At 72.4% G+C, this 24,949-nt stretch carries 18 protein-coding genes and 1 pseudogene; 11 read left to right on the top strand and 8 right to left on the bottom strand.

Going from position 1 to position 24,949, the window contains the following annotated elements:
- Positions 1-26 precede the first annotated feature (26 nt).
- From ACIOFR_RS18510 to ACIOFR_RS18495, 4 genes and pseudogenes are all read right to left on the bottom strand, one after another.
- On the bottom strand, positions 27-1,028 hold the full coding sequence (locus tag ACIOFR_RS18510) for a Yip1 family protein (protein WP_400998282.1): 1,002 nt from the start codon (positions 1,026-1,028) through the stop codon (positions 27-29).
- Between the two features lie 573 nt (positions 1,029-1,601).
- Positions 1,602-2,282 (bottom strand): annotated as a pseudogene (locus tag ACIOFR_RS18505) (NDP-sugar synthase); the annotation flags it as partial.
- Between the two features lie 236 nt (positions 2,283-2,518).
- The gene (locus tag ACIOFR_RS18500) at positions 2,519-3,703 is read right to left on the bottom strand and encodes a LamG domain-containing protein (RefSeq protein WP_400998280.1); all 1,185 of its coding nucleotides are present in this window, start codon (positions 3,701-3,703) and stop codon (positions 2,519-2,521) included.
- A 179-nt stretch (positions 3,704-3,882) separates the two neighbouring features.
- Complete coding sequence (locus ACIOFR_RS18495) at positions 3,883-6,099, bottom strand: (Fe-S)-binding protein (RefSeq protein ID WP_400998277.1); 2,217 nt, start codon at positions 6,097-6,099, stop codon at positions 3,883-3,885.
- Between the two features lie 445 nt (positions 6,100-6,544).
- On the opposite strand from ACIOFR_RS18495, the gene dnaK reads away from it, so the two are divergent.
- The 6 genes from dnaK (at position 6,545) to ACIOFR_RS18465 (ending at position 13,184) form a co-directional block, all read left to right on the top strand.
- On the top strand, positions 6,545-8,383 hold the full coding sequence (dnaK, locus tag ACIOFR_RS18490; RefSeq protein WP_400998274.1) for a molecular chaperone DnaK: 1,839 nt from the start codon (positions 6,545-6,547) through the stop codon (positions 8,381-8,383).
- The gene (gene grpE / locus ACIOFR_RS18485) at positions 8,380-8,982 is read left to right on the top strand and encodes a nucleotide exchange factor GrpE (protein WP_400998271.1); all 603 of its coding nucleotides are present in this window, start codon (positions 8,380-8,382) and stop codon (positions 8,980-8,982) included. The genes dnaK and grpE overlap by 4 nt, the downstream gene beginning before the upstream one ends.
- Positions 8,983-9,072: 90 nt before the next feature.
- The gene (gene dnaJ, locus ACIOFR_RS18480; RefSeq protein ID WP_400998268.1) at positions 9,073-10,227 is read left to right on the top strand and encodes a molecular chaperone DnaJ; all 1,155 of its coding nucleotides are present in this window, start codon (positions 9,073-9,075) and stop codon (positions 10,225-10,227) included.
- Between the two features lie 4 nt (positions 10,228-10,231).
- A complete protein-coding gene (locus ACIOFR_RS18475) occupies positions 10,232-10,741 on the top strand; it encodes a heat shock protein transcriptional repressor HspR (RefSeq protein ID WP_400998266.1) in 510 nt (169 codons plus the stop codon).
- A gap of 200 nt (positions 10,742-10,941) precedes the next feature.
- Positions 10,942-11,958 (top strand): LuxR family transcriptional regulator, encoded by a 1,017-nt coding sequence (locus ACIOFR_RS18470; RefSeq protein WP_400998264.1) that lies wholly within the window; start codon positions 10,942-10,944, stop codon positions 11,956-11,958.
- Positions 11,959-12,557: 599 nt separating this feature from the next.
- A complete protein-coding gene (locus ACIOFR_RS18465; RefSeq protein WP_371498218.1) occupies positions 12,558-13,184 on the top strand; it encodes a hypothetical protein in 627 nt (208 codons plus the stop codon).
- Between the two features lie 18 nt (positions 13,185-13,202).
- Here the strand turns inward: ACIOFR_RS18465 and ACIOFR_RS18460 are convergent, their stop codons facing one another.
- The 3 genes from ACIOFR_RS18460 to ACIOFR_RS18450 form a co-directional block, all read right to left on the bottom strand.
- Complete coding sequence (locus ACIOFR_RS18460; protein WP_400998260.1) at positions 13,203-14,180, bottom strand: LuxR C-terminal-related transcriptional regulator; 978 nt, start codon at positions 14,178-14,180, stop codon at positions 13,203-13,205.
- A 232-nt stretch (positions 14,181-14,412) separates the two neighbouring features.
- On the bottom strand, positions 14,413-15,393 hold the full coding sequence (locus tag ACIOFR_RS18455) for a LuxR C-terminal-related transcriptional regulator (RefSeq protein WP_400998257.1): 981 nt from the start codon (positions 15,391-15,393) through the stop codon (positions 14,413-14,415).
- Positions 15,394-16,388: 995 nt separating this feature from the next.
- Positions 16,389-17,591 (bottom strand): TDT family transporter, encoded by a 1,203-nt coding sequence (locus ACIOFR_RS18450; protein ID WP_400998255.1) that lies wholly within the window; start codon positions 17,589-17,591, stop codon positions 16,389-16,391.
- 70 nt (positions 17,592-17,661) lie between these two features.
- Here ACIOFR_RS18450 and ACIOFR_RS18445 point away from each other — a divergent pair, with 70 nt between their 5' ends.
- The 4 genes from ACIOFR_RS18445 to ACIOFR_RS18430 all read left to right on the top strand — a co-directional run bounded on the left by ACIOFR_RS18445 (position 17,662) and on the right by ACIOFR_RS18430 (position 23,437).
- Positions 17,662-18,576 (top strand): LysR family transcriptional regulator, encoded by a 915-nt coding sequence (locus ACIOFR_RS18445; protein WP_400998253.1) that lies wholly within the window; start codon positions 17,662-17,664, stop codon positions 18,574-18,576.
- Positions 18,577-18,694: 118 nt separating this feature from the next.
- On the top strand, positions 18,695-21,301 hold the full coding sequence (gene clpB, locus ACIOFR_RS18440; protein WP_400998251.1) for an ATP-dependent chaperone ClpB: 2,607 nt from the start codon (positions 18,695-18,697) through the stop codon (positions 21,299-21,301).
- Positions 21,302-21,529: 228 nt separating this feature from the next.
- Positions 21,530-22,081 carry a YbjN domain-containing protein gene (locus ACIOFR_RS18435; RefSeq protein ID WP_400998248.1) on the top strand — a complete coding sequence of 184 codons (552 nt, stop codon included), beginning with the start codon at positions 21,530-21,532 and terminating at the stop codon, positions 22,079-22,081.
- A gap of 195 nt (positions 22,082-22,276) precedes the next feature.
- Entirely contained in the window at positions 22,277-23,437 is a 1,161-nt protein-coding gene (locus ACIOFR_RS18430) for a pyridoxal phosphate-dependent aminotransferase (RefSeq protein ID WP_400998245.1), read from the top strand.
- Positions 23,438-23,456: 19 nt separating this feature from the next.
- Here ACIOFR_RS18430 and ACIOFR_RS18425 read toward each other — a convergent pair whose 3' ends face one another.
- Positions 23,457-23,819: a hypothetical protein gene (locus ACIOFR_RS18425; RefSeq protein ID WP_400998243.1), complete on the bottom strand. Its 363-nt coding sequence runs from the start codon at positions 23,817-23,819 to the stop codon at positions 23,457-23,459.
- Between the two features lie 522 nt (positions 23,820-24,341).
- Between ACIOFR_RS18425 and ACIOFR_RS18420 the strand changes: the two genes are divergently transcribed.
- Positions 24,342-24,899: a DUF2617 family protein gene (locus ACIOFR_RS18420; protein WP_400998240.1), complete on the top strand. Its 558-nt coding sequence runs from the start codon at positions 24,342-24,344 to the stop codon at positions 24,897-24,899.
- Positions 24,900-24,949: the final 50 nt, after the last annotated feature.

Raw genomic sequence — 24,949 nt, 5'->3', positions numbered from 1 at the left:
CAGCCTATCCGGCCCGGTCCCGGGGCTCAGCCGAGCGTCGGAAGCTTGATCAGCACCAGCAGCGCCAGCAGTTGCAGCGCGGCCGCGCCCGCGGCCTTGCCCCACGGCAGGTCGTGCACCCGCCGCACCATCGAGGTCAGCAGGAAGGCACAGAGCAGCCAGGTGGCCCAGCCCACCGCCTGGACGACGGTGTTGTCCCCGGGCAGGAACAGCGCGAGCAGCAGTCGCGGCACGTCGGTGGTCCAGCCGATCAGCACGGCCAGGCCGATGGTGGACTGCCACGGGCCGTCGCCGCCGAACTGCCGGGCCAGCGCGTAGGTGACGGCGCCGAGCATCGCCCCCGCGATGCTGAAGCCGACGGCCGCCCCGGCGATCGCCCACACCGCGACGGCGAAGGTGGAGTTGACCACGTCGTCGTGGGTGGCGCCCATGCCGAGCACGGCGAGCACGCCGTACAGCAGCGAGACGCACAGGGCGGGCAGCCAGACCTGGTGGTCGCGCATCCGGTCGAAGGTGCGGGAGGGGTCGCGGTAGAGGCCGGTCAGCAGCGGCCGCCAGGGCATCCGCGGGCCGGCCACCCGGGGCGCGCTCTGACCGCCGGCACGGTAGACGGCGACGTTGTCCTGGGCGCCGTAGCCGCCGTCCTGGTACCCGCCGTCCTGGTAGCCGTCCGGCTGGTGGCCGGGGGTGCCGTACGGGCCGTAGCCGCCGTACGGGTCGTCGCCGACCGCGAACGCGCGGGTGTGACCGGGCTGGTCGGCCGCGAACGGGTCGCCGCCGTGCTGATCACCGTGCTGGTCCGAGCCGTACCCGTCGGCCCCGTACCCGTCGGCCCCGTACCCGTCGGCCCCGTACCCGTCGGCCCCGTACGGCTCGGCCGGCTGCGGGTGGGCCGCCTGCGCTGCGGTGAAGTACTCCGGCCGGCCGGACGGGCCGCCGCCGCGCTGCGGGGACGCCTGCCCGCCGTCCGCGGGCCACCCCTGCCGGGGGTCGGCGCCCTGCCCACTGTCGTATCGATTACCTGCCACGGATCGACGGTACCCGCTCCGGCTGACCGCCCGTCGGGTGATCATGGGGCTGGGAAGAGATCGGTGCCGTCCTGTGACGACCGGCCCCTTCCCCGCCCCGGACGGGTGCTACCGGCCGGCGACCGCGGACCGGGCCGGACCGGACCCGTGCACCGCCGCGGCAGGCACCTCGCCGGCCGGGCAGCCGCCGGGCCCCGCCGTGGTGCGCACCGCGCCGACCGGCAGCAGGGTGCCGCAGGCGACCCGCAGGCCGTTGGGCAGCTCGTTGTCGGACTCCACGATCGCGCCGTCGCCGATCACCGCGCCGTCCAGCGAGGTGCGCGCCCCGATCGAGGCGTAGGCGCCCACGATCGAGTCCTTGACGTAGGCGTCCGGGCCGATCACGGCGCCCGGCAGGATCACGCTGGCCTCGATGATGGCGCCGGCCGCGACGCTCGCGCCCTCGGAGACCACGGTGCCGGAGCTGAGCACCGCGCCCAGGTCCACCTCGGCACCCGGCAGCAGCAGCGCCTCGCCGGTGGGCCCGGGCACGGCCGGCGAGTCCACCTTGCCGAGCACCAGGTCGGCGGAGCCGCGGACGAAGGCGCCGGGCGTGCCGAGGTCCAGCCAGTACGAGGTGTCCACCACGCCGCGCAGCAGCGCGCCGCTCTCCAGCAGCTCGGGGAAGGTCTCGCGCTCGACCGAGACCTCCCGGCCGGCCGGGATCCGGTCGATCACCGATCGGGTGAACACGTAGCACCCGGCGTTGATCTGGTCGGTGACGATCTGCTCGGGCGTCTCGGGCTTCTCCAGGAACTCCAGCACCCGGCCGGCCGCGTCGGTCGGCACCAGGCCGAAGGCACGCGGGTCCTCCACCCGGGTGAGGTGCAGGGTGACGTCCGCGCCGGCGGCCACGTGGCCGTCCCGCAGCGCGGCGATGTCGACGCCGGAGAGGATGTCACCGTTGAAGACCAGCACCGGATCGTCCGGGCCGCAGGTCAGGCCGGAGGCGGCGTTGCGGATCGCCCCGCCGGTGCCGAGCGGCTCCTTCTCGGTGAGGTAGACCAGCTCGATGCCGTACGGGCTGCCGTCCTGGAAGTGGTCCTCGAACACCTCGGCCAGGTACGAGGTGGCGAGGACGACCCTGGTCACCCCGGCGGCCGCGGCGCGGGCGAGCTGGTGCGCGATGAACGGGACCCCGGCGACGGGGAGCATCGGCTTCGGCGTGTGGGTGGTCAGCGGGCGCAAGCGAGTGCCCTTGCCACCGACCAGCATGATGGCCTCGGTCATGGACTGCGCTTCTCCCCTGCTCCGGTGCGGTACGGCCGCGGCGTGGCCGGCGGGCCGCTGTTGGCGTGCGCTGGGCCGGTGGTCCGCGGACGGCCGGCGGACCCGCAGGTCGCGGGTCCAGCGCCTACTCTATTTCCCCGTCCGGCCCGCGCCGTCCTCGCCCCGGGGGACGGTGGCCGGGCCGCGGTGGCGGGCGGCGGGCCGGGCCCGGCCGCCCGTGCTCAGGGCAGCAGCCAGGCCGCGGTCGGGGAGACGCCCGCCGAGGTACCGCCGGTTCCTTTCAGCCGGTTGACGGCGTCGGCGGGAAGGGCCCGGTCCCAGACCTGGACGTCACCGATCGCGCCGTCCCAGAAGTCCGTCCAGGCGGACTTGTAGCGGACCCGGCCGATCTGCAGCGGGCCGCCGGTCTGCCAGATCCCGGTGACCGGGGTGGTCTGGGCGAGCTGCCCGTCCACGTACAGCTGGATCTTCTTGCTGCCCGCGTCGTAGACGCCGGTCAGCAGCGTCCACTGGCCGGTGGTCGCGTTGCCCGGGGAGAACGCCTGGTAGGTGGTGTTGTCCTGGGCGCCGGCCGCGGTCTGCACCTTGAAGACCCACTGGTTGTGGCTGTCCCAGTAGTCCCGGCCCAGGTAGAAGGAGTAGTAGCTGCCGTCCCCCTGGGTGACCACGGCCCGGCCTCCGGTCGGGGCGTTGTTGCGGACCATCGCCGACACCGTGAAGCTGCGGTTGGTGTCCACCACCGGCGCCGAGGTCTGCGCGTAGCCGTCCGCGCTGCTGCCGAGGACGAGGGTGGGGCCGGTGTGGCCGTCGGTGGGGCCGACGGTGGTCTTCGGGCCGAGCAGGGCCGCCTGGCCGCCGGCCTGGGCGGCCAGCTGGGCCGGGCCGGCGGGCGCGCCCGGCACCGCACCGGACGGCTTGCCGCCCGCGCCGGGCGTGGCCTTGCCGCCGGGCGCGACGGTGCCGCCGGCGGAGGACGGCGACGCCGACGGCGAGCCGGAGGCGGCCGCGCCGGCCGAGGGGGACGCCTGCTCGGACGGGGACGCCGGCGCCGTGCCGTCGGCCGGTGTGCCGCCGGTCGGGGCCATCCCGGAGGCGGACGCCCGCGCCTCGGGGCGGCGGTCCCCGCCCGGGCCCGCGACGGCCAGCGCGGTGGCCACCAGACCGCCGACGACCAGGACGCCCAGGACGCCGCCGCCGATCCGCAGCAGCCGCTTGCGGCGGTGCTCCTGCTCGTTCGCCGCCGCCAGCGCCGCCCAGTCCGGGGTCGCGCTGGTCACCGGCGGCAGGTACGCGACCGGGGCGCCGCCCGGCTCCGCCGGCTGCCCGCCGGGTTGTCCACCGAACCCACCACCGGCGTGCCCGCCCGGGAAACCGCCACCGCCTGTTGTGCCCCCGCCATCGTTCATGGCCGGAATGCTAGGGCACCCCGGCCGAGCGCTCCCGGCGGCCCCGGACCGGCAGGCGCGTCGGCTCCGGACCGGCAGACACCGCGGCCCCGGACCGGGACGCACCGTGGCCCCGCTGCCGGACGGGGCAGCGGGGCCACGGGGTGACGCGGGATCAGTCTCCCGCAGGGAGGGCCGGATCAGGCCTCGACGGGCTCCGGTTCCGGCTCGACGGGCTGGGCCTTGACCGAGTCGAGGAGCAGCTGCGCGACGTCGACGACCTTGAGGTGCTCCTTGGCCGCGCCCTCGTTCTTCTTGCCGTTGACCGAGTCGGAGAGCATCACCAGGCAGAACGGGCAGGCGGTGGAGACGATGTCGGGGTTGAGCGACAGCGCCTCGTCCACCCGCTCGGTGTTGATCCGCTTGCCGATCCGCTCCTCCATCCACATCCGCGCGCCGCCGGCGCCGCAGCAGAAGCCGCGTTCCTTGTGGCGGTGCATCTCCTGCTGGCGCAAACCCGGGACCTTGTCCATGATCTCGCGCGGCGGGCTGTAGACCTTGTTGTGCCGACCCAGGTAGCAGGGGTCGTGGTAGGTGATCAGGCCCTCGACCGGGTTGACCGGCAGCAGCCGGCCCTCGTCGATCAGGTGCTGGAGCAGCTGGGTGTGGTGGATGACCTCGAAGTGGCCGCCCAGCTGCGGGTACTCGTTGGCGATGGTGTTGAAGCAGTGCGGGCAGGTGGCCACGATCCGCTTGACCGGGGCGTCCTCCAGCGCGGCGTTCAGCGTCTCGACGTTCTGCGCGCCGAGCATCTGGAAGAGGAACTCGTTGCCCAGGCGGCGCGGGGAGTCGCCGGAGCAGGTCTCCTCCTTGCCGAGGATGGCGAACTTCACGCCCGCGGTGTGCAGCAGCTCCGCGAAGGCCTTGGTGGTCTTCTTGGCGCGGTCCTCCAGGGCACCGGCGCAGCCGACCCAGTAGAGGTACTCGACCTCGGCGGGGTCGATGTCCTCACCGATCACCGGCACCTCGATGCCGGTCTCCTTCTTGAGCTCCTTGACCCAGTCGAGGCGGGCCTTGGTGGCCATGCCCCACGGGTTGCCCTTGTTCTCCAGGTTCTTGAGCATCGTCCCGGCCTCGGTCGGGAAGGAGCTCTCGATCATCACCTGGTAGCGGCGCATGTCGACGATGTGGTCGATGTGCTCGATGTCCACCGGGCACTGCTCGACGCAGGCCCCGCAGGTGGTGCAGGACCACAGCACGTCGGGGTCGATGACCCCGTTCTCCTCGGCGGTGCCGATCAGCGGGCGCTCGGCCTCCGCGAGGGCCTCGGCGGGCACGCCGGCCAGCTGCTCGGGCGTGGCCTGCTCGTTGCCCTCCATGTCCTTGCCGCCGCCGGCCAGCAGGTACGGCGCCTTGGCGAAGGCGTGCTCCCGCAGGCTCATGATCAGCAGCTTGGGCGACAGCGGCTTGCCGGTGTTCCAGGCGGGGCACTGCGACTGGCAGCGGCCGCACTCGGTGCAGGTGGAGAAGTCGAGGATGCCCTTCCAGGCGAAGTGCTCGACCTGGGAGACGCCGAAGACGGCGTCGTCGGCCGGGTCCTCGAAGTCGATCGGGGCGCCGCTGCTGGTCATCGGGCGCAGGGCGCCGAGGGCGACGCCGCCGTCCTCCTCGCGCTTGAAGAAGATGTTGAAGAAGGCGAGGAAGCGGTGCCAGGCCACGCCCATCGAGGGGTTGACGCCGATGGTGGTGGCCCACGCGAAGGAGATGCAGATCTTCAGCATCGCGAAGAGGTAGATCAGGTTTTCCAGCGTGGCGTGCGACAGGCCCTTGAAGGCCAGCACCAGCGGGTAGCTCACCAGGTAGGCGGCCTCGTAGGAGTCGACGCCCGAGATCGCGCCCTCCAGCCCGCGCAGGATCATGATGCACAGGCCGATGCCGAGGATCGTGTACTCGACGTAGAAGGCCTGCCAGGCGATCGAGCCGGCGAAGCGCGACTTGCGCCCGGACCGGGACGGCAGGCTGAGCAGCCGGATCACGATCAGGGCGGCGATGCCGAGGGTGGTGAAGGTGCCGACCAGCTCGGTGAAGAGCTCGAACGGCAGCCAGGTGCCGATGAACGGGATCGTCCACTCGGCGTCGAAGAGCTGCCCGAAGGCCGTCACCAGGGTGCTGATCAGGGTGAAGAAGCCGACGGCGACGAACCAGTGCGCGACGCCGACGACGCCCCAGCGGTTCATCCGGGTGTGGCCGAGGAACTCGACGGCCACGGTCTTGGTGCGCTGGACGGGGTTGCCGGTGCGGGTGGTGTCCGGCTGGCCGGTCTTCACCACCTTGTAGATGTACGCGGCCGCGCGGGCGGCTAGCGCGGTGCCGATCACAGTGGTGACCAGCGAGATGACGATCGCTGCTAGCTGCATCGGCTCTCCGTCTCCTGCGGCTGGGGGTACCTGGCGAATCAAGGGGTCCGACCCGATTGTACTCACCGGTAACTTCTAACCGGACCCGGGCGGACACTACCGCTCGTTAACACTCGTTCAGAAGATGCACAAGGTATGGCGGCAGTCACGTAAGGCCACACTCACCCTTCCGGGCGAACCCGGGCCCGACCCGGACCCGGTCCGGACCCGGGTGACCGCCCACCGACCACCCGACGACCGCCCACCGGACGCAGGCCCACCGCCCACCGGCCACCAGGCGGCCGCCGGACGGGCCCCGCGCGGCCGGCGCACCCGCCGCGAGCAGCCAGGACGCGGCCGAGCGCAGGAAACTTGAGCGCCACCGGCTCATGGCTGTTGACGCTCCCCCGCCGGTCGTGCATCCTTGAGTCCGTACAGCTCAACTTCTTCCGTGGAGGTATTTACGATGGCACGCGCGGTCGGCATCGACCTCGGTACGACGAACTCCGTCGTCAGTGTTCTTGAGGGCGGTGAGCCCACGGTCATTACCAACGCCGAGGGCGCTCGGACCACGCCGTCCGTCGTCGCCTTCGCCAAGAACGGCGAAGTTCTGGTCGGCGAGGTCGCCAAGCGCCAGGCGGTCACCAACGTGGACCGCACCATCCGGTCGGTGAAGCGCCACATGGGCACCGGCTGGAAGATCAACCTGGACGGCAAGGACTTCAACCCCCAGCAGATCTCCGCCTTCATCCTGCAGAAGCTCAAGCGGGACGCCGAGGCGTACCTGGGCGAGACGGTCACCGACGCGGTGATCACCGTCCCGGCGTACTTCTCCGACTCGGAGCGCCAGGCCACCAAGGAGGCCGGTGAGATCGCGGGCCTCAACGTCCTGCGCATCGTCAACGAGCCCACCGCGGCCGCGCTGGCCTACGGCCTCGACAAGGACGACCAGACCATCCTGGTCTTCGACCTCGGCGGCGGCACCTTCGACGTCTCGCTGCTGGAGATCGGCGACGGCGTCGTCGAGGTGAAGGCCACCAACGGTGACAACCACCTCGGTGGTGACGACTGGGACCAGAAGGTCGTCGACCACCTGGTGAAGGTCTTCCAGGCCGGCCACGGCGTCGACCTGTCCAAGGACAAGATGGCCCTGCAGCGTCTGCGCGAGGCCGCCGAGAAGGCCAAGATCGAGCTGTCCTCGTCCTCCGAGACCTCGATCAACCTGCCCTACATCACGGCCTCCGCCGAGGGCCCGCTGCACCTGGACGAGAAGCTCACCCGGGCCCAGTTCCAGCAGCTGACGGCCGACCTGCTGGAGCGCTGCAAGCACCCGTTCCACAACGTCATCAAGGACGCCGGCATCCAGCTGTCCGAGATCGACCACGTGGTCCTGGTCGGCGGCTCGACCCGGATGCCCGCCGTCGCCGAGCTCGTCCGCGAGCTGACCGGCGGCAAGGACGCCAACAAGGGCGTGAACCCGGACGAGGTCGTCGCCATCGGCGCGTCCCTCCAGGCCGGTGTCCTCAAGGGCGAGGTCAAGGACGTCCTGCTGCTCGACGTCACCCCGCTGTCCCTCGGCATCGAGACCAAGGGCGGCATCATGACCAAGCTGATCGAGCGCAACACCACGATCCCGACCAAGCGGTCCGAGATCTTCACCACGGCCGAGGACAACCAGCCGTCCGTGCAGATCCAGGTCTACCAGGGCGAGCGCGAGATCGCGGCGTACAACAAGAAGCTCGGCATGTTCGAGCTGACCGGCCTGCCGCCGGCCCCGCGCGGCCTGCCGCAGATCGAGGTCACCTTCGACATCGACGCCAACGGCATCATGCACGTGGCCGCGAAGGACCTCGGCACCGGCAAGGAGCAGAAGATGACCGTCACCGGCGGCTCCGCGCTGCCGAAGGACGACATCGAGCGCATGATGCGCGAGGCCGAGCAGTACGCGGAGGAGGACCACAAGCGCCGCGAGGCCGTGGAGACCCGCAACCAGGGCGAGCAGCTGGTCTACTCGACCGAGAAGTTCATCGCGGACAACACCGACAAGCTCCCGGCCGACGTCAAGACCGAGGTCGAGACGGCGATCGCCGAGCTCAAGGAGGTCCTCAAGGGCGAGGACATCACCGCGATCCGCGAGGCGACCGAGAAGGTCTCCACCACCGCCCAGAAGCTCGGCGCCGCGCTGTACGCGAACGCCGACGCCGCGGGTGCCGCCGAGGGTACCGAGGGTGCCGCCAAGGCCGAGGACGACGTCGTGGACGCCGAGATCGTCGACGACGAGAAGCCCAAGGGCGGTGCCGCATGACGGAGAAGCCGCAGGGCGAGCAGCCCGGCGACGACTCCGCCGACGAGGCTGTGATCAAGGCCGCCGAGGAGGCCGCAGCCGGCGCCACCTCCGGTGAACTCGCGACCGCCAAGCGCGAGTTGGCCGAGCGCACCGCCGACCTGCAGCGGCTGCAGGCCGAGTACCAGAACTACCGCAAGCGGGTCGAGCGCGACCGTCTGACGGTCCGCGAGATCGCGGTCTCCAACATCCTGGAGTCCCTGATCCCGGTGCTCGACGACATCGGTCGGGCCCGCGAGCACGGCGAGGTGACGGGCGGCTTCAAGTCGGTCTCCGACAACCTGGAGACGGTCGTCGCCAAGCTGGGTCTGCAGCAGTTCGGCAAGGAGGGCGAGGCCTTCGACCCGACGCTGCACGAGGCCCTGATGCACAGCTACTCCTCGGACGTCACCGAGGACACCTGTGTCCAGATCCTCCAGCCGGGTTACCGGATCGGCGAGCGGATCATCCGCCCGGCGATGGTCGCGGTGGCCGAGCCCCAGCCGGGGACGCAGACCACGGCCGCGCCGGATTCCGACGACTCGGAGTCCGACAAGGCCGACGGTGCGGCCGACAACTGACAATCCGTGCGCTGCGGAGTCGTACGTCGTCGAGTACGACGGGCGGCTCCGCAGCGCCGTATGGACTGACCTCGGGAGGTGGCGGCAGCCATGAGCACCAAGGACTACGTGGAGAAGGACTACTACAAGGTCCTCGGCGTGCCCAAGGACGCCACCTCCGCGGAGATCAAGAAGACCTACCGCAAGCTCGCCCGCGAGTTCCACCCGGACGCCAACAAGGGTGACACCAAGGCGGAGGACCGCTTCAAGGACATCTCCGAGGCCTACGACGTCCTGTCGGACGAGAAGCGCCGCAAGGAGTACGACGAGGCCCGCTCGCTCTTCGGCGCCGGCGGCTTCCGGGCCGGCGGCCCGGGCGGCAACGGCAGCCACAACTTCGACTTCGGCGACCTGTTCACCGGCGCCGGCCAGGCCGGCGGGAGCGGCGGCCTCGGCGACGTGTTCGGCGGCCTCTTCAACCGCGGCGGCCGCCAGCCCCAGCCCCGCCGGGGCGCCGACGTCGAGACCGAGGTGACGCTCGGCTTCGACGAGGCGGTGGACGGCGCGACCGTCCCGCTGCGGATGACCAGCCAGGCCGCCTGCCGGGTGTGCAGCGGCACCGGCGCCAAGGCGGGCACCACCCCGCGGGTCTGTCCGACCTGCGTCGGCGCGGGCACGGTCAGCCGGGGCCAGGGCGCCTTCGCGCTCTCCGAGCCCTGCCGGGACTGCAAGGGCCGCGGCATGATCGTCGACGACCCGTGCACCGTCTGCCACGGCAGCGGCCGGGCCAGCTCGGCCCGCACCATGCAGGTCCGGATCCCGGCCGGGGTCCAGGACGGCCAGCGGATCAGACTCAAGGGCAAGGGTGCCCAGGGCGAGCGCGGCGGCCAGCCCGGCGACCTGTACGTCACCGTGCACGTCGACGCCCACCCGGTCTTCGGCCGCCGCGGCGACAATCTGACGGTCACCGTGCCGGTCACCTTCCCCGAAGCCGCGCTGGGCGGCACCATCGAGGTGCCGACCCTGGGTGGCCCGCCGGTGAAGCTCAAGCTGCCCGCCGGCAGTGCCAACGGCCTGACCCTGCGGGCCCGCGGCAAGGGCGCCACCCGCAAGGACGGCACCCGCGGCGACCTCCTGGTCACCGTGGAGGTCGTGGTACCCAAGCTCGTCACCGGCGACGCGCTGACCGCACTGGAGCAGTACCGCGAGGCCACGGCCTCGGACGACCCGCGAGCCGCCCTGTTCCGGGCGGCGGAGGGAGCGTGACCAGATGATCAGTCCTGACGGCCCGATCGGGCCGGGCCTCGGCGAGGGCCTGCCCGGCGGCACCCGCCGCCGCGCGGCCGGGCCCGGCCCCACCCACTACGTGCTGACCGAGGACACCCCGGTCTACGTCATCTCGGTGGCCGCCGAGCTCTCCGGCCTGCACCCGCAGACGCTGCGCCAGTACGACCGGCTCGGCCTGGTCTGCCCGGACCGCACGGCGGGCCGCGGCCGTCGGTACTCCGCCCGGGACATCCAGCAGCTGCGCGAGGTGCAGCGGCTGTCCCAGGACGAGGGCATCAACCTGGCCGGCATCAAGCGGATCATCGAGCTGGAGAACCAGGTCACGGCCCTGCAGTCGCGGGTCGCCGAGCTCGCCGACGCCCTGGACGGTGCCGCCAGCGCGCTCCAGCAGCGCGAGGCCGCGGTGCACGCCTCGTACCGCCGCGACCTCGTGCCGTACCAGCAGGTCCAGCAGTCCAGCGCACTGGTCGTGTGGCGGCCGAAGCAGCGCTGACCGCCGTGGCGACTCCCGCCGCCGGCACCCTCCGCCTGGGGGGTGCCGGCGGCGTCGTCTTGATGAGAGAGTGCCCGTGCAGAGCATGGCCGGGAAGAGAAGAATCGCCGAGGCGGTCGCGGCTGCGCGCCACGCGCCTATGATCCCCAGGACGGGCAATCAGCCGCCCCTCCTACCGGGTGCCGATGGCAAGGAGCCAGATGAGTGAGACCGATGAGCCGGGCCTCACCCCGGGCGGGCTCGGCGTCCTGACGGCCCAGGCCCGTGAGCTCTACCGGCACGTGCTGCGCTCGCGCGGCCGGATCACCGAGTGCGAGAGCAAGGCCGCCGACGGCAAGGCGCTGGCCGAACTGCTGGACATCGGCCTGCTGGTGCCGGACACCGACGATCCCGGGATCCTGGTCGCGGTGGACCCCGCGCAGCTCTCCGCCCGGCTGAGCAGCATCTGGCAGCGCAAGGCGCTGGACCTGCTGCACCGCGCGGTGGCGCTGCCGGGGGACCTCCAGGAACTGGCCGAGGAGTTCCGCACGCCGGAGAAGACCGGCGGAACAATCGAGTATGTACATGGCAAGGTCCTGATAAACCAACGGTTGGGACAGCTCGTCAGCGGTTGCTCGGAGGAGATGCTGGCGGCCCAACCGGGCGGCCCCCGACCGCCGGAAGCCCTGGCCGGCGTGATCGCCCGCGATTTGGAGACCCTGCGGCGCGGCGCGACCATTCGGACGATCTACCACCCCAGCACCCGATATCACGCGCCCACCCGCGAGTACGTGGCGGCGATTGCCGATGCGGGGGGCAAGGTGCGCACCTTGGACGAGCCCTACACCAGGTTGATCGTGATCGATCGGCGCACCGCGGTGATCCCCGTGGCCGACGATCTCAACTTGGCGGCGTTCATTCACGACCAGGCCGTTATCAGCTATCTCATCGAAGAGGTCTTCGAGCGAAACTGGAGTCGTGGACTTGATTTTGACGGTGCACGGACAGTGCCACCGCAGGTCGTCTCCCGACTTCGACAGACCATCGTCGACCTGCTCCTCAAGGGCACCAATCACCGAGTGATCGCCAGAAGACTGGGCATCAGCGAACGGACGCTGGCCCGGCACATCGCGGAGATGCGCGAGGACCACCACGTCGAATCGCTCTTCCAGCTGGGCTACATACTCGGCCGCGCGTCACTGGAGGAAGAACCCGAGGCTGCGGACGGGATCGTCTGAGCCACCGGGCCCCGGGCCCCCCGTTCGCCCGGGGGAGGATCTCTCGCCGCACCTGATCAGGTCCAGGCGGAGTCCTCCAACAAGGTCACCTGCGCCTCGGCCGCGACCTGGTGGGCCGGCTGGAGAACGGATGCGGCAGGCATGGAACGCGTCCAGGCGCTGTCCGCCAGAGCCGGATTGGTCCCTATCGACAACGCCGCGCCGACGACAAGCGGCACGACTGCAAAGCGAACAAATCGACGCACACGAGACATTGCGACCACTCCCTCCTTCGGGTTATGCCTCACTGAGCAATAGAGAAGCCTCGAACATTAGCTCAGATCATGCCTCAGGGATACGGTCGGTGTCACGGCGCAGGCATTACCGAGGGTGCGTCATCTCGCTGCCAGGCAGCCATATGACACCACGGTCAGGTGGACTTACCCGCGGCCCTGGATGGACGATCAACTCAACCACATGAGCGTTCGGGCCACACACTTGACGCTACATCGTTCAACAATCTGCAGCAGCCCCCACTCCCGGTTCAGCCTCCCCCGGAGCGGGTCAGCCACATCGTTCGCCGGACACGTACCTGCCAGCGGCCAATCCCCGGAGTCGACATGACCGAGCCCTACCTGCGCCATCGCGCCGCCCAGACCCCCGAGGGCCGACGCGCACGGGTCTTCCTGGCCGCGCCGCTGATGCGGCTCACCGGGCCGGCCGACAGCGTGGTGACGCTGGCCAGCCGCACCCGGCTGACGACCCTGCGGACCACGCTCCTGCGCAGCGGAGCCGCCGTCTACAGCGGCCACCACAGCGACGCCTGGACGGTGGCCGGCCGGGCCCCCGAGCCGCGCGTCCCGTCCGACTTCCGCGCCATGCAGACCGCCGACCTGATCTTCGCCTACGTCGGCGCACCGCTGTCCGCGGGCGTCAGCCTGGAGTTGGGCTGGGCCTCGGCGCTGCGCAAGCCGATCGTGCTGCTGGTCGACGAGGCGATCACCCACAACCCGCTGATCGCCACCATCGAGCAGGTCTCCCCCGTGCTGCCGCTGGTCTTCGACGACACCTGGTCGCAGGAGGCCCTGCACCACACCGTCGAGACCGCGCTGGACTGGGCCGGGATGGCCCTGTCGCTGCGCGAGGGGTTCTGGACGGCGCCCGGCGAGCAGTTCCCGGTACCGCGTCAGCCCGCGCCCAGCACCCGCCCGCACGGCTACTGGTCCCCCGAGATCGCCACCGGCTGACCCCGCGGCCGGTACGCGTCACCGGCCCGACGGCGCCTCGGCTCCCCGCATCTGCCAGCCCAGCTGGAAGAGCGTCTCCGCGTCGTACAGCTCGCGCAGCCGGGAGATGTGCCCGGCCACGGTCCGCTCGCTCAGGCCCATCCGGCTCGCGATGGTCCGCTGGGTCAGTCCCTGCGCGAGCAGCCTCCCGACCTGCTCGTGCGCCGGCAGGCCCTCCACCTCCTGGTGGGCGGACCGCCACTGGACCCGCTCGGCCCGCTCCCAGTCGCGCTCGAAGACGCCGACCAGGAAGCTGACCACCGCCGGGTCCTCGATGAAGGCGGCGCTGCTGTTGTCCGCCGAGGCCGGCATCACCGCCACCCGGCGGTCGAAGACGAGCAGCCGGGTGAACGGCTCGCTGAGCACCCGGATCCGCTCGCCCAGCTCGCTCACCCGGGCCGCGTAGCGCACCGTCGCCTCGTCGAACCGGGCCCCGGGCTGGTAGATCGTCCGGATCGAGCACCCGTTCTCCAGCTGGCGGCGGGTGCGTTCGAGCGACTGCTCCAGGTGCTCGGACGGCCGGGCGCCGCCGGGCTGGGCCGCCAGGGTCTCCTCCCGGCACTCCGCCTCGACCTGGAGGATCCGGTGCCGGATCTCCAGGAAGTCGTCCACGTGCTCCACCTCGCTGGAGCGGTCCACCCGGCGCGGGGTCGCGTCGTACGCCCGGGTCAGCTCCTCCAGCAGCGTCGGCATCTCCTCCGCCTGCACCAGCATCCGGGTGCCGGCCGACCGCAGCTCCGAGCTGAGCCGGTCGCTGACGGCCCGGGGGTTCACGGCGGTGAGCGAGGCGTCCTCGGTGTGGTGGATCAGCAGGCCCAGGTCGATCAGCCGCAGCACCAGCGCCGCGTCCCGCGCCCCGACCTCCCGGAACATCACCCGGCCGCCCTGCTCCAGGATCGCGTGGTAGAGCGCCCGCTCCGCGTCGCTCGGCAGGGATCCCGCCACGAACTCGTTCACTTCGTCCCACTCCGCATCAGCCGTCCGAGCCGGCACGGCGACCGCACGGCGCACGGCGACCGCGGCCGGGCGAGGTGCCCGGCCACCGCGCGCCCGCTCAGGGTCAGCCGGTTCGTCACCGTACGCTGCGCTGACGGCCGGCCGGGCAGCCACCCCACCTGTTCGTGCACCCGGGCCGGCCGGCCCGGACCGGCCCGAGGAGGCCGCCGGGGCCGCGGACGGGGCCCCGGCGTCACGTCCGGTCCCCGCCGCCGCCCCGCATCTGCCAGCCGAGCTGGAAGAGCGTCTGAGCCCCGTAGCGCTCGCGCAGCCGGGAGATGTGCCCGGCCACCGTCCGCTCGCTCAGGCCCAGCCTGGTCGCCACCGCGCGCTGGGTCAGTCCCTTGGCCAGCAGGCGGCCGACCCGGTCCGCCGGAGTCCTGGTGACCCGCTGGGCGCCGAGCTCGCGCCACCGGACGACGTCGGCCCGCTCCCAGTCGCGTTCGAAGAGCCGGACCAGGAAGTGCACGGTGGCGGGATCGGAGAGCAGCACCGCACGGCTGTTGTCCTCGGCGGCCGGGATCACGGCCACCGCCCGGTCCACCACGATCATCCGTTGGAAGGGCTCGTCCAGGATCCTGACCTCGGCGCCGTGGGCGGTGAGGTCGAGGGCGTAGGCGACGGCGGCCGGTTCGTCGAGCACCAGCGGCTGGTAGAGGGTGCGCATCCGGGCGTCCCGGCGGAGCAGGGCGAGGTCCTGCCGGCGGGACAGCTCGATGGTCTCGGGGAGACGGGAGCCGGGCTGCACGGTGAGCAGCTCCCGCTGGCACTCGGAGACCAGCTCGGCGATCCGGTGGCGGATCCGCTCGCTCCCGTCCACGTAGCTCACGTGGTCGCGGGCCTCGGGCTCCCGGGGCAGCGCGTCGTAGGCGCGGGTGAGCGAGGCGAGGCGCTCGGGCAGCCGTTCGGCCTCCAGCAGCAGGCCGGTGGCCTGGGACCGGAGGTCGGCGCCCACCCGGTCGCCGACCAGGCGCGGGCTGACGGCCACGTAGGAGCGGTCCATCGGGTGCGGCATGACCAGGCCGATCCGGACCAGCTGGTCCATGGTCGCCCGGTGGGCGGGGGCGAGGTCCTGGCTGTGGATGCGGCCGCCCTCGGCGAGGATGGCGAGGTAGAGCCGGCGGGCGGGTTCGTCCGGCATCCCGGTGCCGTTGGTCCTGGTCCCGGCGGCCATGTCGCGTTCCCCCTGCCGCCCTCGTCCGGCTCCGGATCGTGCGCGGCGGGCCGGTGATCCGGCGGGCCGAGTCCGCGGGGCCGGCGGCGGCCCGCTACCTGCGCGCCCCCCGGGGGCCAGTGCGCTGTGCGCGCTGGAACCCCGGGAGACCCGCCGGTGTTACACAAGGCCACGGTGCTTTCGGTGAGGCGGAGCAGCAACGCCTCGCCGACTCCGGTTTCCGGGGGCCATCACCACACATGGCGTCCCGGCCGGCGCTCCTCCCCCTGGTGCACGGTGCAGCAACACCTGTCACACCTCGGGAGGAGCAAGTCACCTTCATCGGGCTGCGGCTGCCCGGCGACCTGGCGTGTCACTACCTTCACAGTGTGACGCGCGGGGAACAAGTGCTCTCCTGTTGCAGGTTCCCGCAAGTGCAGAAACCTGCAACGGTAGTGGACTGCCGAGCGTTTCTCCCGGGCCCGCCTTTCACCCCGCTCACACATTTCCGGATCGCCGACCGATCGTTCGCCGGAGTGGAACGTCCCGTTCCCGAAACGGCCCGCCGAAACCGCCGCCCGGCCCCCGTTCCGCAGCAATTCGATCGGGCACCCCGAGGTCTACGCGCGTATCCCGTGGGTCGGTCACTGCCGCCGGGTTCCAACAGAACGACCCAGGGCGACGGACCGCGACCCGCTTCCGGCCTGCGGGATCGTTCGATCGTGATCGATTCTGGTTGATTGCGGGGGATGGCCGGCGGTGGTCCGGCGCATGACAGTCGGTACGGCGCCGCCCCCCGCGAGCCGCGTCAATTCTTTCCGGAAAGGTACAGGCCAGTGGGGGGAAGGCGGTGCCGCGCCCCGGATCGGCACCCGCCTTTCACGGACCGGCGGAATTCCGATCCGCCGACCGACGGCACGAACGACGGAAAACGCCGGCGCCGGATTCCGATTCAGCCCGTCGGCGGCGTGAATTCCGACATTCGCCGGCCGCTCGCGCACCCCTGCGGGCGGCACTCACCGGGCCAGCAGCCGCCCGCCCGCCAGGGCCGCCACCGTGCGCGCCCCCGTCACGCCCCAGGCCGCGACCAGCAGGAGGAACAGCCCCACCGCGACGGCGGTGAACCCGCCGAAGCCGGTGTGCCGGGCCAGGGCCGCCGACCCGGTGACCACCGTGCCCACCGGGAAGGTGAAGGCCCACCAGGTCATCCCGAACGGCATCCCGGCCCGCCAGGCCCGCAGGTTGGCCGCCGTCGCGACCAGCAGCCACAGCAGGGCGAAGCCCAGCACCGCCACCCCGAACAGCACCGCCAGGTGCAGCGCCGCCCCTCCGAGCCCCGGCGCGGCCACCCGGGCGGCGTCGGCGAGCTGGTTGACGGCGGTGGCGGACTGTCCGAGCGGTCCGAGCACCAGGAACAGCACCGGAGTCAGCACCGGCGCCGCCACCTTGCTGTGCACCAGGCCCGCGAAGACCACCGGCAGGACGGCGAGCACGGCCATCATCGAGGCCCCGAACAGGGCGTAGCACCCGTAGAGCATCGCCGTCCGGGCCGTGCCCGCCGCCAGGTGCGGGACCAGCGCCGGGCCGAGCGAGGCGGCCACCATCGGGGCGACCACCGGGAGCAGCCAGGTCGGGTCGGCGCGCAACGCGGACAGCCGGTGCCGGGTGATCATCAGCGTCGGGACGGTGACCGCCACCGCGACGGCGTAGCAGGTGCCGGCGGTCCACAGCGCCAGGTCGACGGCGACCGCCGGCCCGGTGCCGATCAGCGGGGCGCCGACCTTCAGGGTGCCGTAGCCCACGGCGAGCAGGGCCATCGGCGGGCAGCCGTAGAAGACCGCCTTGGCGGGGTCGTCCAGCAGGTGGGCGCGGGCGGCCGCGCGGTGCCGCAGCAGGTGCGCGACGCGGGCCGGGACCAGCACCAGCAGCAGGGCCGCCGACAGCGCCCAGGCCAGCCGGGCCGCCGCGGTCAGGCCCGGGACGGAGACCGGCAGGGCGGCGGCGGCGTTGCCGACGATGGCGGTGCCCATCACCGTCGCGTACCAGTTGGGCCCGAGCTGGCCGAGGTCGAGGCGGCGGGCGCGGTTCGCGGGCCCGGTGGGGTTGACGAGCCCGGTGGAGGTGTCGGGCCCGGTGGAGGTGTCGGACCTGGTGAGGTCGTCGGGACGAGCGGGAGCCGCCGGAGGGGTGGGGGCGGCAGGGAGGGCGGAGGTGGCCATGGCACCACCGTGCCCGGCGGGCCGGCCGCCCGGTAGCGACCGGTCGCCTATGGGGACATAACCTGGCTGTATGGCTCTCTCCCCGCACGTCCCCGAGATCGGCGCGCTGGAACTGCTGCTCGCGGTGGTGCGGCTGGGCAGCGTGGGGCGGGCGGCGGCCGAGCTGGGGGTGAGCCAACCGGCGGCCAGCGCGCGGATCAAGGGCATGGAACGACAGATCGGGGTCGCCCTGCTGGAACGCTCCCCGCGCGGCTCCCGGCCGACCGAGGCCGGCCGGCTGGTGGTCGAGTGGGCGCGCGGCGTGGTGGAGGCCGCCCAGGCGCTGGACGCCGGGATCGACGCGCTGCGCGGCCGCCGGGACGCCCGGCTGCGGGTGGTGGCGAGTCTGACCGTCGCGGAGTACCTGATGCCCGGCTGGCTGCTGGCCCTGCACCAGGCCAGCCCGGGGACGGCGGTGACGCTCCGGACGGCCAACTCCGCCGACGTCGCGGCGCACGTGCTGGCCGGCGACGCGGACCTCGGCTTCGTGGAGGGCCCGCACACCCCGCCGGGGCTGTCCGGCGCGGTGGTGGCGGCCGACCGGCTGGTGGTCGTGGTGGCACCCGGCCACCCCTGGGCCCGCCGGCGCGCCCCGCTCACCGGCCCCGAGCTGGCCGGCACCGCCCTGGTGCTGCGCGAGCCCGGCTCGGGCACCCGCGAGGTGCTGGACCAGGCCCTGGCCCCGTACGGCGGGACGGCCGCGCCCCGGCTGGAACTGGCCTCCTCGACCGCGCTCAAGGCGGCCGCCATGACCGGCGCCGGCCCGGTCTGTCTGAGCGAGCTCGCGGTGATGGAGGAGCTGGCCACCCGCCGGCTGGTCGAGGTCCCGCTGGAGGGCGTCGACCTGCACCGGCCGCTGCGGGCGGTCTGGCCCTCCGGCCAGCGCCCCGCGGGCCCGGCCCGGGAGCTGCTGGGGCTCACCCGCAAACTGCCCCGGCGAGGCTAGATTCAGAAAGTTGAGCGGAATAGACTCAACTTAGTGCATGCTGGAGTCAGCAGGGGTCGGCGCGGTCGACGCGCGCCCGGCACGGACGAGACCGCCCGCAGAAAGGGGCACGACAGCAGTGGATGCCAGCAAGTTCACCAGCAAGACCCAGGACGCCCTGTCCGCCGCCATCCGGCAGGCCGGCGCCGCGGGAAACCCGGACGTCAAGCCGGTGCACATCCTGCTGGCGCTGCTGGAGCAGCCCGAGGGGATCGCCCGGCCGCTGCTGGAGGCGGTCGGCGCGGACACCGCCGCCGTTCTCGCGGGCGCCCGCCGCCGGTTGGCCGAGCTGCCCACCGCGCAGGGCTCCACGGTGGCCGCGCCGCAGCTCGCCCGCGACACCCTGGCCGTCCTGGCGGAGGCCGGCCGGCGCGCCGACGACCTGGACGACCAGTACCTGTCCACCGAGCACCTGCTGGTCGGCCTGGCCGCCGAGGGCGGCGCGGTGGCCGACCTGCTGAAGCAGCACGGCGCCACCGCCCAGGCGCTGCTGGCCGCGTTCAAGGACGTCCGCGGCAGCGCCCGGGTGACCTCCCCCGACCCGGAAGGCACGTACAAGGCGCTGGAGAAGTACGGCTCCGACCTGACCCAGGCCGCCCGGGACGGCAAGCTCGACCCGGTGATCGGACGGGACCAGGAGATCCGTCGGGTGGTGCAGGTGCTCTCCCGCCGGACCAAGAACAACCCGGTGCTGATCGGCGACCCCGGCGTCGGCAAGACCGCCGTCGTGGAGGGCCTGGCCCAGCGGATCGTCGCGGGCGACGTGCCCGAGTCGCTGCGCGGCAAGCGGCTGGTCTCGCTCGACCTCAGCGCGATGGTGGCCGGCGCCAAGTACCGGGGCGAGTTCGAGGAGCGGCTGAAGGCCGTCCTGAACGACATCCGGGCCAGCGACGGCCAGGTCATCACCTTCATCGACGAGCTGCACACCATGGTCGGCGCGGGCGCCGGCGGCGACTCGGCGATGGACGCCGGGAACATGCTCAAGCCGATGCTGGCCCGCGGCGAGCTGCGGATGGTCGGCGCGACCACGCTCGACGAGTACCGCGAGCGGATCGAGAAGGACCCGGCGCTGGAGCGCCGCTTCCAGCAGGTGCTGGTCGGCGAGCCGAGCGTCGAGGACACCATCGCCATCCTGCGCGGCCTCAAGAGCCGCTACGAGGCCCACCACAAGGTGGAGATCTCGGACGCGGCCCTGGTCGCCGCCGCCACCCTGTCCAACCGGTACATCACCGCCCGCTTCCTGCCCGACAAGGCGATCGACCTGGTCGACGAGTCGGCGTCCCGGCTCCGGATGGAGATCGACTCCTCCCCGGTCGAGATCGACGAACTCCAGCGCTCCGTCGACCGGTTGCGGATGGAGGAGCTCGCCCTGGAGAAGGAGTCCGACCCGGCCTCGGTCGACCGGCTCGCCCGGCTGCGGCGCGACCTGGCCGACAAGCAGGAGCAGTTGAGCACCCTCAACGCCCGCTGGGAGCAGGAGAAGAAGTCCCTCAACCGGGTCGGCGAGCTCAAGGAGCGCCTGGACGACCTGCGGGGCGCACTCGAACGCGCCCAGCGCGACGGCGACTTCGAGCGCGCCTCCAAGCTGCTGTACGCCGAGATCCCCGCCGCCGAGACGGAGCTGACCGAGGCCCAGGAGCGGGCGGCGGGCGAGGACGCCGGCACCTCGATGGTCAAGGAGGAGGTCGGCCCGGACGACGTCGCCGACGTGGTCGCCTCCTGGACGGGCATCCCGGCCGGCCGGCTGCTGGAGGGCGAGAGCGCCAAGCTGCTGCGGATGGAGGAGGAGCTCGGCAGTCGTCTGATCGGCCAGGGCGAGGCCGTGCGGGCGGTCTCGGACGCCGTCCGCCGGACCCGCTCCGGGATCGCCGACCCGGACCGGCCGACCGGATCCTTCCTCTTCCTCGGCCCGACCGGCGTCGGCAAGACCGAACTCGCCAAGGCCCTGGCCGACTTCCTCTTCGACGACGAGCGGGCCATGGTCCGGATCGACATGAGCGAGTACGGCGAGAAGCACTCGGTCTCCCGGCTGGTCGGCGCCCCGCCCGGCTACGTCGGCTACGAGGAGGGCGGCCAGCTCACCGAGGCCGTCCGCCGGCGCCCGTACAGCGTGGTGCTGCTGGACGAGGTGGAGAAGGCCCACCCCGAGGTCTTCGACGTCCTGCTCCAGGTGCTGGACGACGGCCGCCTCACCGACGGCCAGGGACGGACGGTCGACTTCCGCAACGCCATCCTGATCCTCACCTCCAACCTGGGCAGCCAGTACCTCGTCGACCCGACCACCCCGCAGGAGCGGAAGAAGGAACTGGTGCTGGAGACCGTCCGCGCCGCCTTCAAGCCGGAGTTCCTGAACCGGCTGGACGACATCGTGGTGTTCGACCCGCTGGGCACCGCCGAGCTGAGCCGGATCGTCGACCTCCAGGTCGCCCGGCTGGCCCAGCGGCTGCGCGACCGCAGGCTGACCCTGGAGGTCACCGAGGCGGCCCGGGACTGGCTGGCCCTCACCGGCTACGACCCGGCGTACGGCGCCCGGCCGCTGCGGCGACTGGTCCAGTCGGCCATCGGCGACCAGCTGGCCAGGGCGATCCTGTCCGGCCGGGTGCACGACGGCGACACCGTCGTGGTCGAGCGGGACGACCAGGGCGACCGCCTGTCGGTGGCCTCGCGCCCCTCCCTGGTGAAGTGACCGGACGGCGGGCCCGGCCCCGGCCTCCGCGGCCGGGCCCGCACGGCCCGCTCGGCCCGCGCGGCGCCGCCGTCCGCGCCCGCCCTCCACGTCCGCGGACTTCGCCCGAAGCGTGATCGTCGAGCCCGGTGCTCCCTGTGCCGCAGGCCACCGATGAGGCAGGATGGAGAGGTAAGCAGGGCGGCCCCACGTGGACAGCCACCCTCGTGAACCGTGAAGGGACCCCCCGTGAGCATTGACCCGTCCTCGATCCCGTCGTTCGGCGCGCAGCCCCCGCAGGGTGGCGGCCAGCCCGGGGGTCCGGCCGGTCCGCCGCCGGTGGTCGTTCCGGACCAGGCGCTGGTCACCCAGCTCCTCGACCAGATGCAGCTCAAGCACGTGGTGGACGAGGAGGGTGACCTCACCGCGCCGTGGGAGGGCTTCCGCGTCTACTACATGTTCCGCGGCGAGCAGAAGGAGCTCTTCGCGGTCCGTGCCTTCTACGACCGCGCCTACCCGCTGGAGCAGAAGGCCGAGATCCTCGACCTGATCGACGAGTGGAACCGCGAGACCCTCTGGCCGAAGGTCTACACCCACACCCACGAGGACGGCGTGGTCCGCCTGATCGGCGAGTCCCAGATGATCATCGGGACCGGCGTCAACCTGGACTACTTCGTCTCCACCACCGCCAACTGGACCCAGGCCTCGGTCGGCTTCGAGCAGTGGATCGTCGAGCGCCTCGGTCTGCAGAAGGAGATCGAGAACGAGGACGGCGGCGACGACGCCTCCGACGAGGGCTGAGCCCCCGCCGCACCACCGCACGGCCCGCCCCCGCACCCGGGGGCGGGCCGCCGTGCGTCCGGGGGCATGCCGCGGTGCGTCCAGGGGCAGGTCGTGCGTCCGGGTGCGGGGCGGCCCGCCCCCGGGTGCGGCGGGCTTGTCCACCGCCGGCCGTGGCGTCGAAGATGATCCGGACGACGAGCTGAGGAGCCCGGAATGAGCGAGCGGCCGCTGCTGAACCGAAGGCTGGCGGGCCTGGGGACGACCATCTTCGCCGAGATGTCGGCCCTGGCCACCGCAACCGGTTCGATCAACCTCGGGCAGGGCTTCCCCGACACCGACGGCCCCGCCGCGGTGGCCAGGGCCGCCGCCGACGCCGTACTGACCGGCCACGGCAACCAGTACCCGCCCGGCCCCGGCATCCCCGAGCTGCGCACCGCGATCGCCGAGCACCAGCAGCGGTTCTACGGCCTCGCCGTCGACCCGGACACCGAGGTGCTGGTCACCGCCGGCGCCACCGAGGCGATCGCCGCCGCGCTGCTCGCCCTGTTGGAGCCCGGCGACGAGGTGATCGCCTTCGAGCCGTTCTACGACTCCTACGCCGCCTGCATCGCGATGGCCGGCGCGACCCGCGTCCCGCTCACCCTGCGCGCGCCGTCCTTCCGCCCCGACCTGGACGAGCTGCGGGCCCTGATCACCCCGCGCACCCGCCTGCTGCTGATCAACACCCCGCACAACCCGACCGGCACCGTCCTCACGCCCGAGGAGCTCGCCGCCGTCGCCGGGCTCGCCGTCGAACACGACCTGCTGGTCGTCACCGACGAGGTCTACGAACACCTGGTCCTCAGCCGCGGCCACCACCCCATCGCCGCGCTCCCCGGCATGCGCGAGCGGACCGTCGCGATCTCCTCGGCCGGCAAGACCTTCTCCTTCACCGGCTGGAAGGTCGGCTGGGTGACGGCCTCCCCGGCCCTGGTCGCCGCCGTCCGCACCGCCAAGCAGTACCTGACCTACGTCAGCGCAGGCCCGTTCCAGTACGCCGTCGCCGAGGCGCTCCGCCTCCCCGACACGTACTTCGACACCCTGCGCGCCGACCTGACCCGCAAGCGGGACCTGCTCTCCGAAGGGCTGACAGCCGCCGGCTTCCAGGTCTTCAGCCCCGAGGGCACCTACTTCATCACCACCGACATCACCCCGCTGGGCGAGAAGGACGGCCTGGAGTTCTGCCGCTCCCTCCCGGAGCGCTGCGGGGTGGTCGCCATCCCCAACGTCGTCTTCTACGACAACACCGACGCCGGGCGGTCCCTCGTCCGATTCACCTTCTGCAAGCAGGACGACGTCCTCCGGGAAGCCGTCACCCGCCTCCGGCGACTCTGACCCCGGGCCGCACCGGTCGTCAGGGCCACCGCTCGCGGACCCAGTCCGGCACGGGCGCCTCCGGATCCGGAGCCGCCGGAGGCTCCTTGCGGCCTCCGTAGAAGTGGTCGTACAGCTCCTGCAGATAGGCGTACAGACGGGTGTCGTCCTCGAACGCCACACCGGTCAGCGTCGACCACTCGACGACGTCGCACGGCCGCTCGCGCAGCAGGTACTCCAGGGCCTCGCGCAGGTGGGCGGCGTAGGGCGTTCGCAGCGTGCTCCCGCTGGGCTTGGCCTTGTCGATGTCATCGATGAACTCCACGCCGAGGAGGACCGTGAAGAAGCTCCTGACCTGACCGTCGGTCGCGAGGTGCGGAATGCCGGACCACAGGAAGCTCATCTGTTCCTCACTCGTCAAGGCTGCGGGAACATCGTCACCGGCTTGCGCCCTCCGTTGCCGTCAGGATCGTAGACGGCGTCCGGCTCGGTCCGCCCGCCTGACGGCCCGCCACCGCGCAGTCACCAGCGCGGTCCGGGCCCGGCCGCCGCGCGATCCGGGGCCGTCGTTCGGCGGGGTGCGGCGTTCTCCTCCGGGTCGCGAACGCCACCGCGCACGGGGGCGCACACCCAGCGCGCGCGGCGCACGCGCGTAGGCATGGGGCGCACAATGAGCAAGGTCCGACCCCTGGGCGATCACACCAGATCCGGCGCTGCGCCCAGAACGGTGAATGCTTGGCAAAGATGGGTAAATCCCTGACGGACCCGGAGAATTCGTGCTTCTCTGCTGCTGAATCTCCAGCCGGAATCCTTCCTTCCACGGTCGGCCGCGTCCTGGACCGCCCAGCTCCGAGCAACCCCGCCACCAGGCCGGGTCCGGTGCTGCACGGCCGGCGCGCACGGAGCTGAAACGCGGAGCCCCAGCATGCTCACCACACTGCAGACCTCCTACACGGACACCCGCGCCGGCGACCTGGCCTGGTGTCTGGGCGGCGAACCGCTGCCCGCCCTGGCCGTCCGCGACCTGAGCCTCGACCACCTGTCCGGCCCCGCCCGGGGCGGCGACGGCGGTCCGGGCGGGGGCCGCTCCCGCGGCACCCTGCAGCTGCGCCTGCTGGGCGCCTCGCACCAGGTCGTCCTGGCCGCCGGCCCCGGGGAGTGCCTGGAGACCGTCGCCTGCCTGCCCGGCCGGCGGACCCCGCTGCCGGCCCGGGTGGCCGAGCAGGTGGCGGGCTGGGAGTACGAGTTCGCGGCCCGGATCGAGGAGTTGCCGCCGCACGTCTTCGCCGCCCGCGCGCAGGAACTGCTCTCCCTGGTGGAGGGCCATCCGTACGCGCTGGCCGGGGTGTTCCCGGGGGATCCGAGCGCGTTCACCGCGCTGGTGGCCCACTGCGAGGAGAGACGGGTGCTCTGGCGCACCTGGCACGCGTACCCGCAGGAGGGGCGGCTGGTCTGCACCCGCTCCTCGCTCGTGGTCCGCTGACGCTCGAACACTGACCAACCGGCCACCGACCGGTACACGATTGCGAATCG

This window comes from Kitasatospora sp. NPDC088346 (genome assembly GCF_044740765.1).
In the GTDB taxonomy this organism is placed as follows: domain Bacteria; phylum Actinomycetota; class Actinomycetes; order Streptomycetales; family Streptomycetaceae; genus Kitasatospora.
Note: the sequence above shows the minus strand (reverse complement) of the source record. Positions and strands in the feature narration are given on the sequence as shown.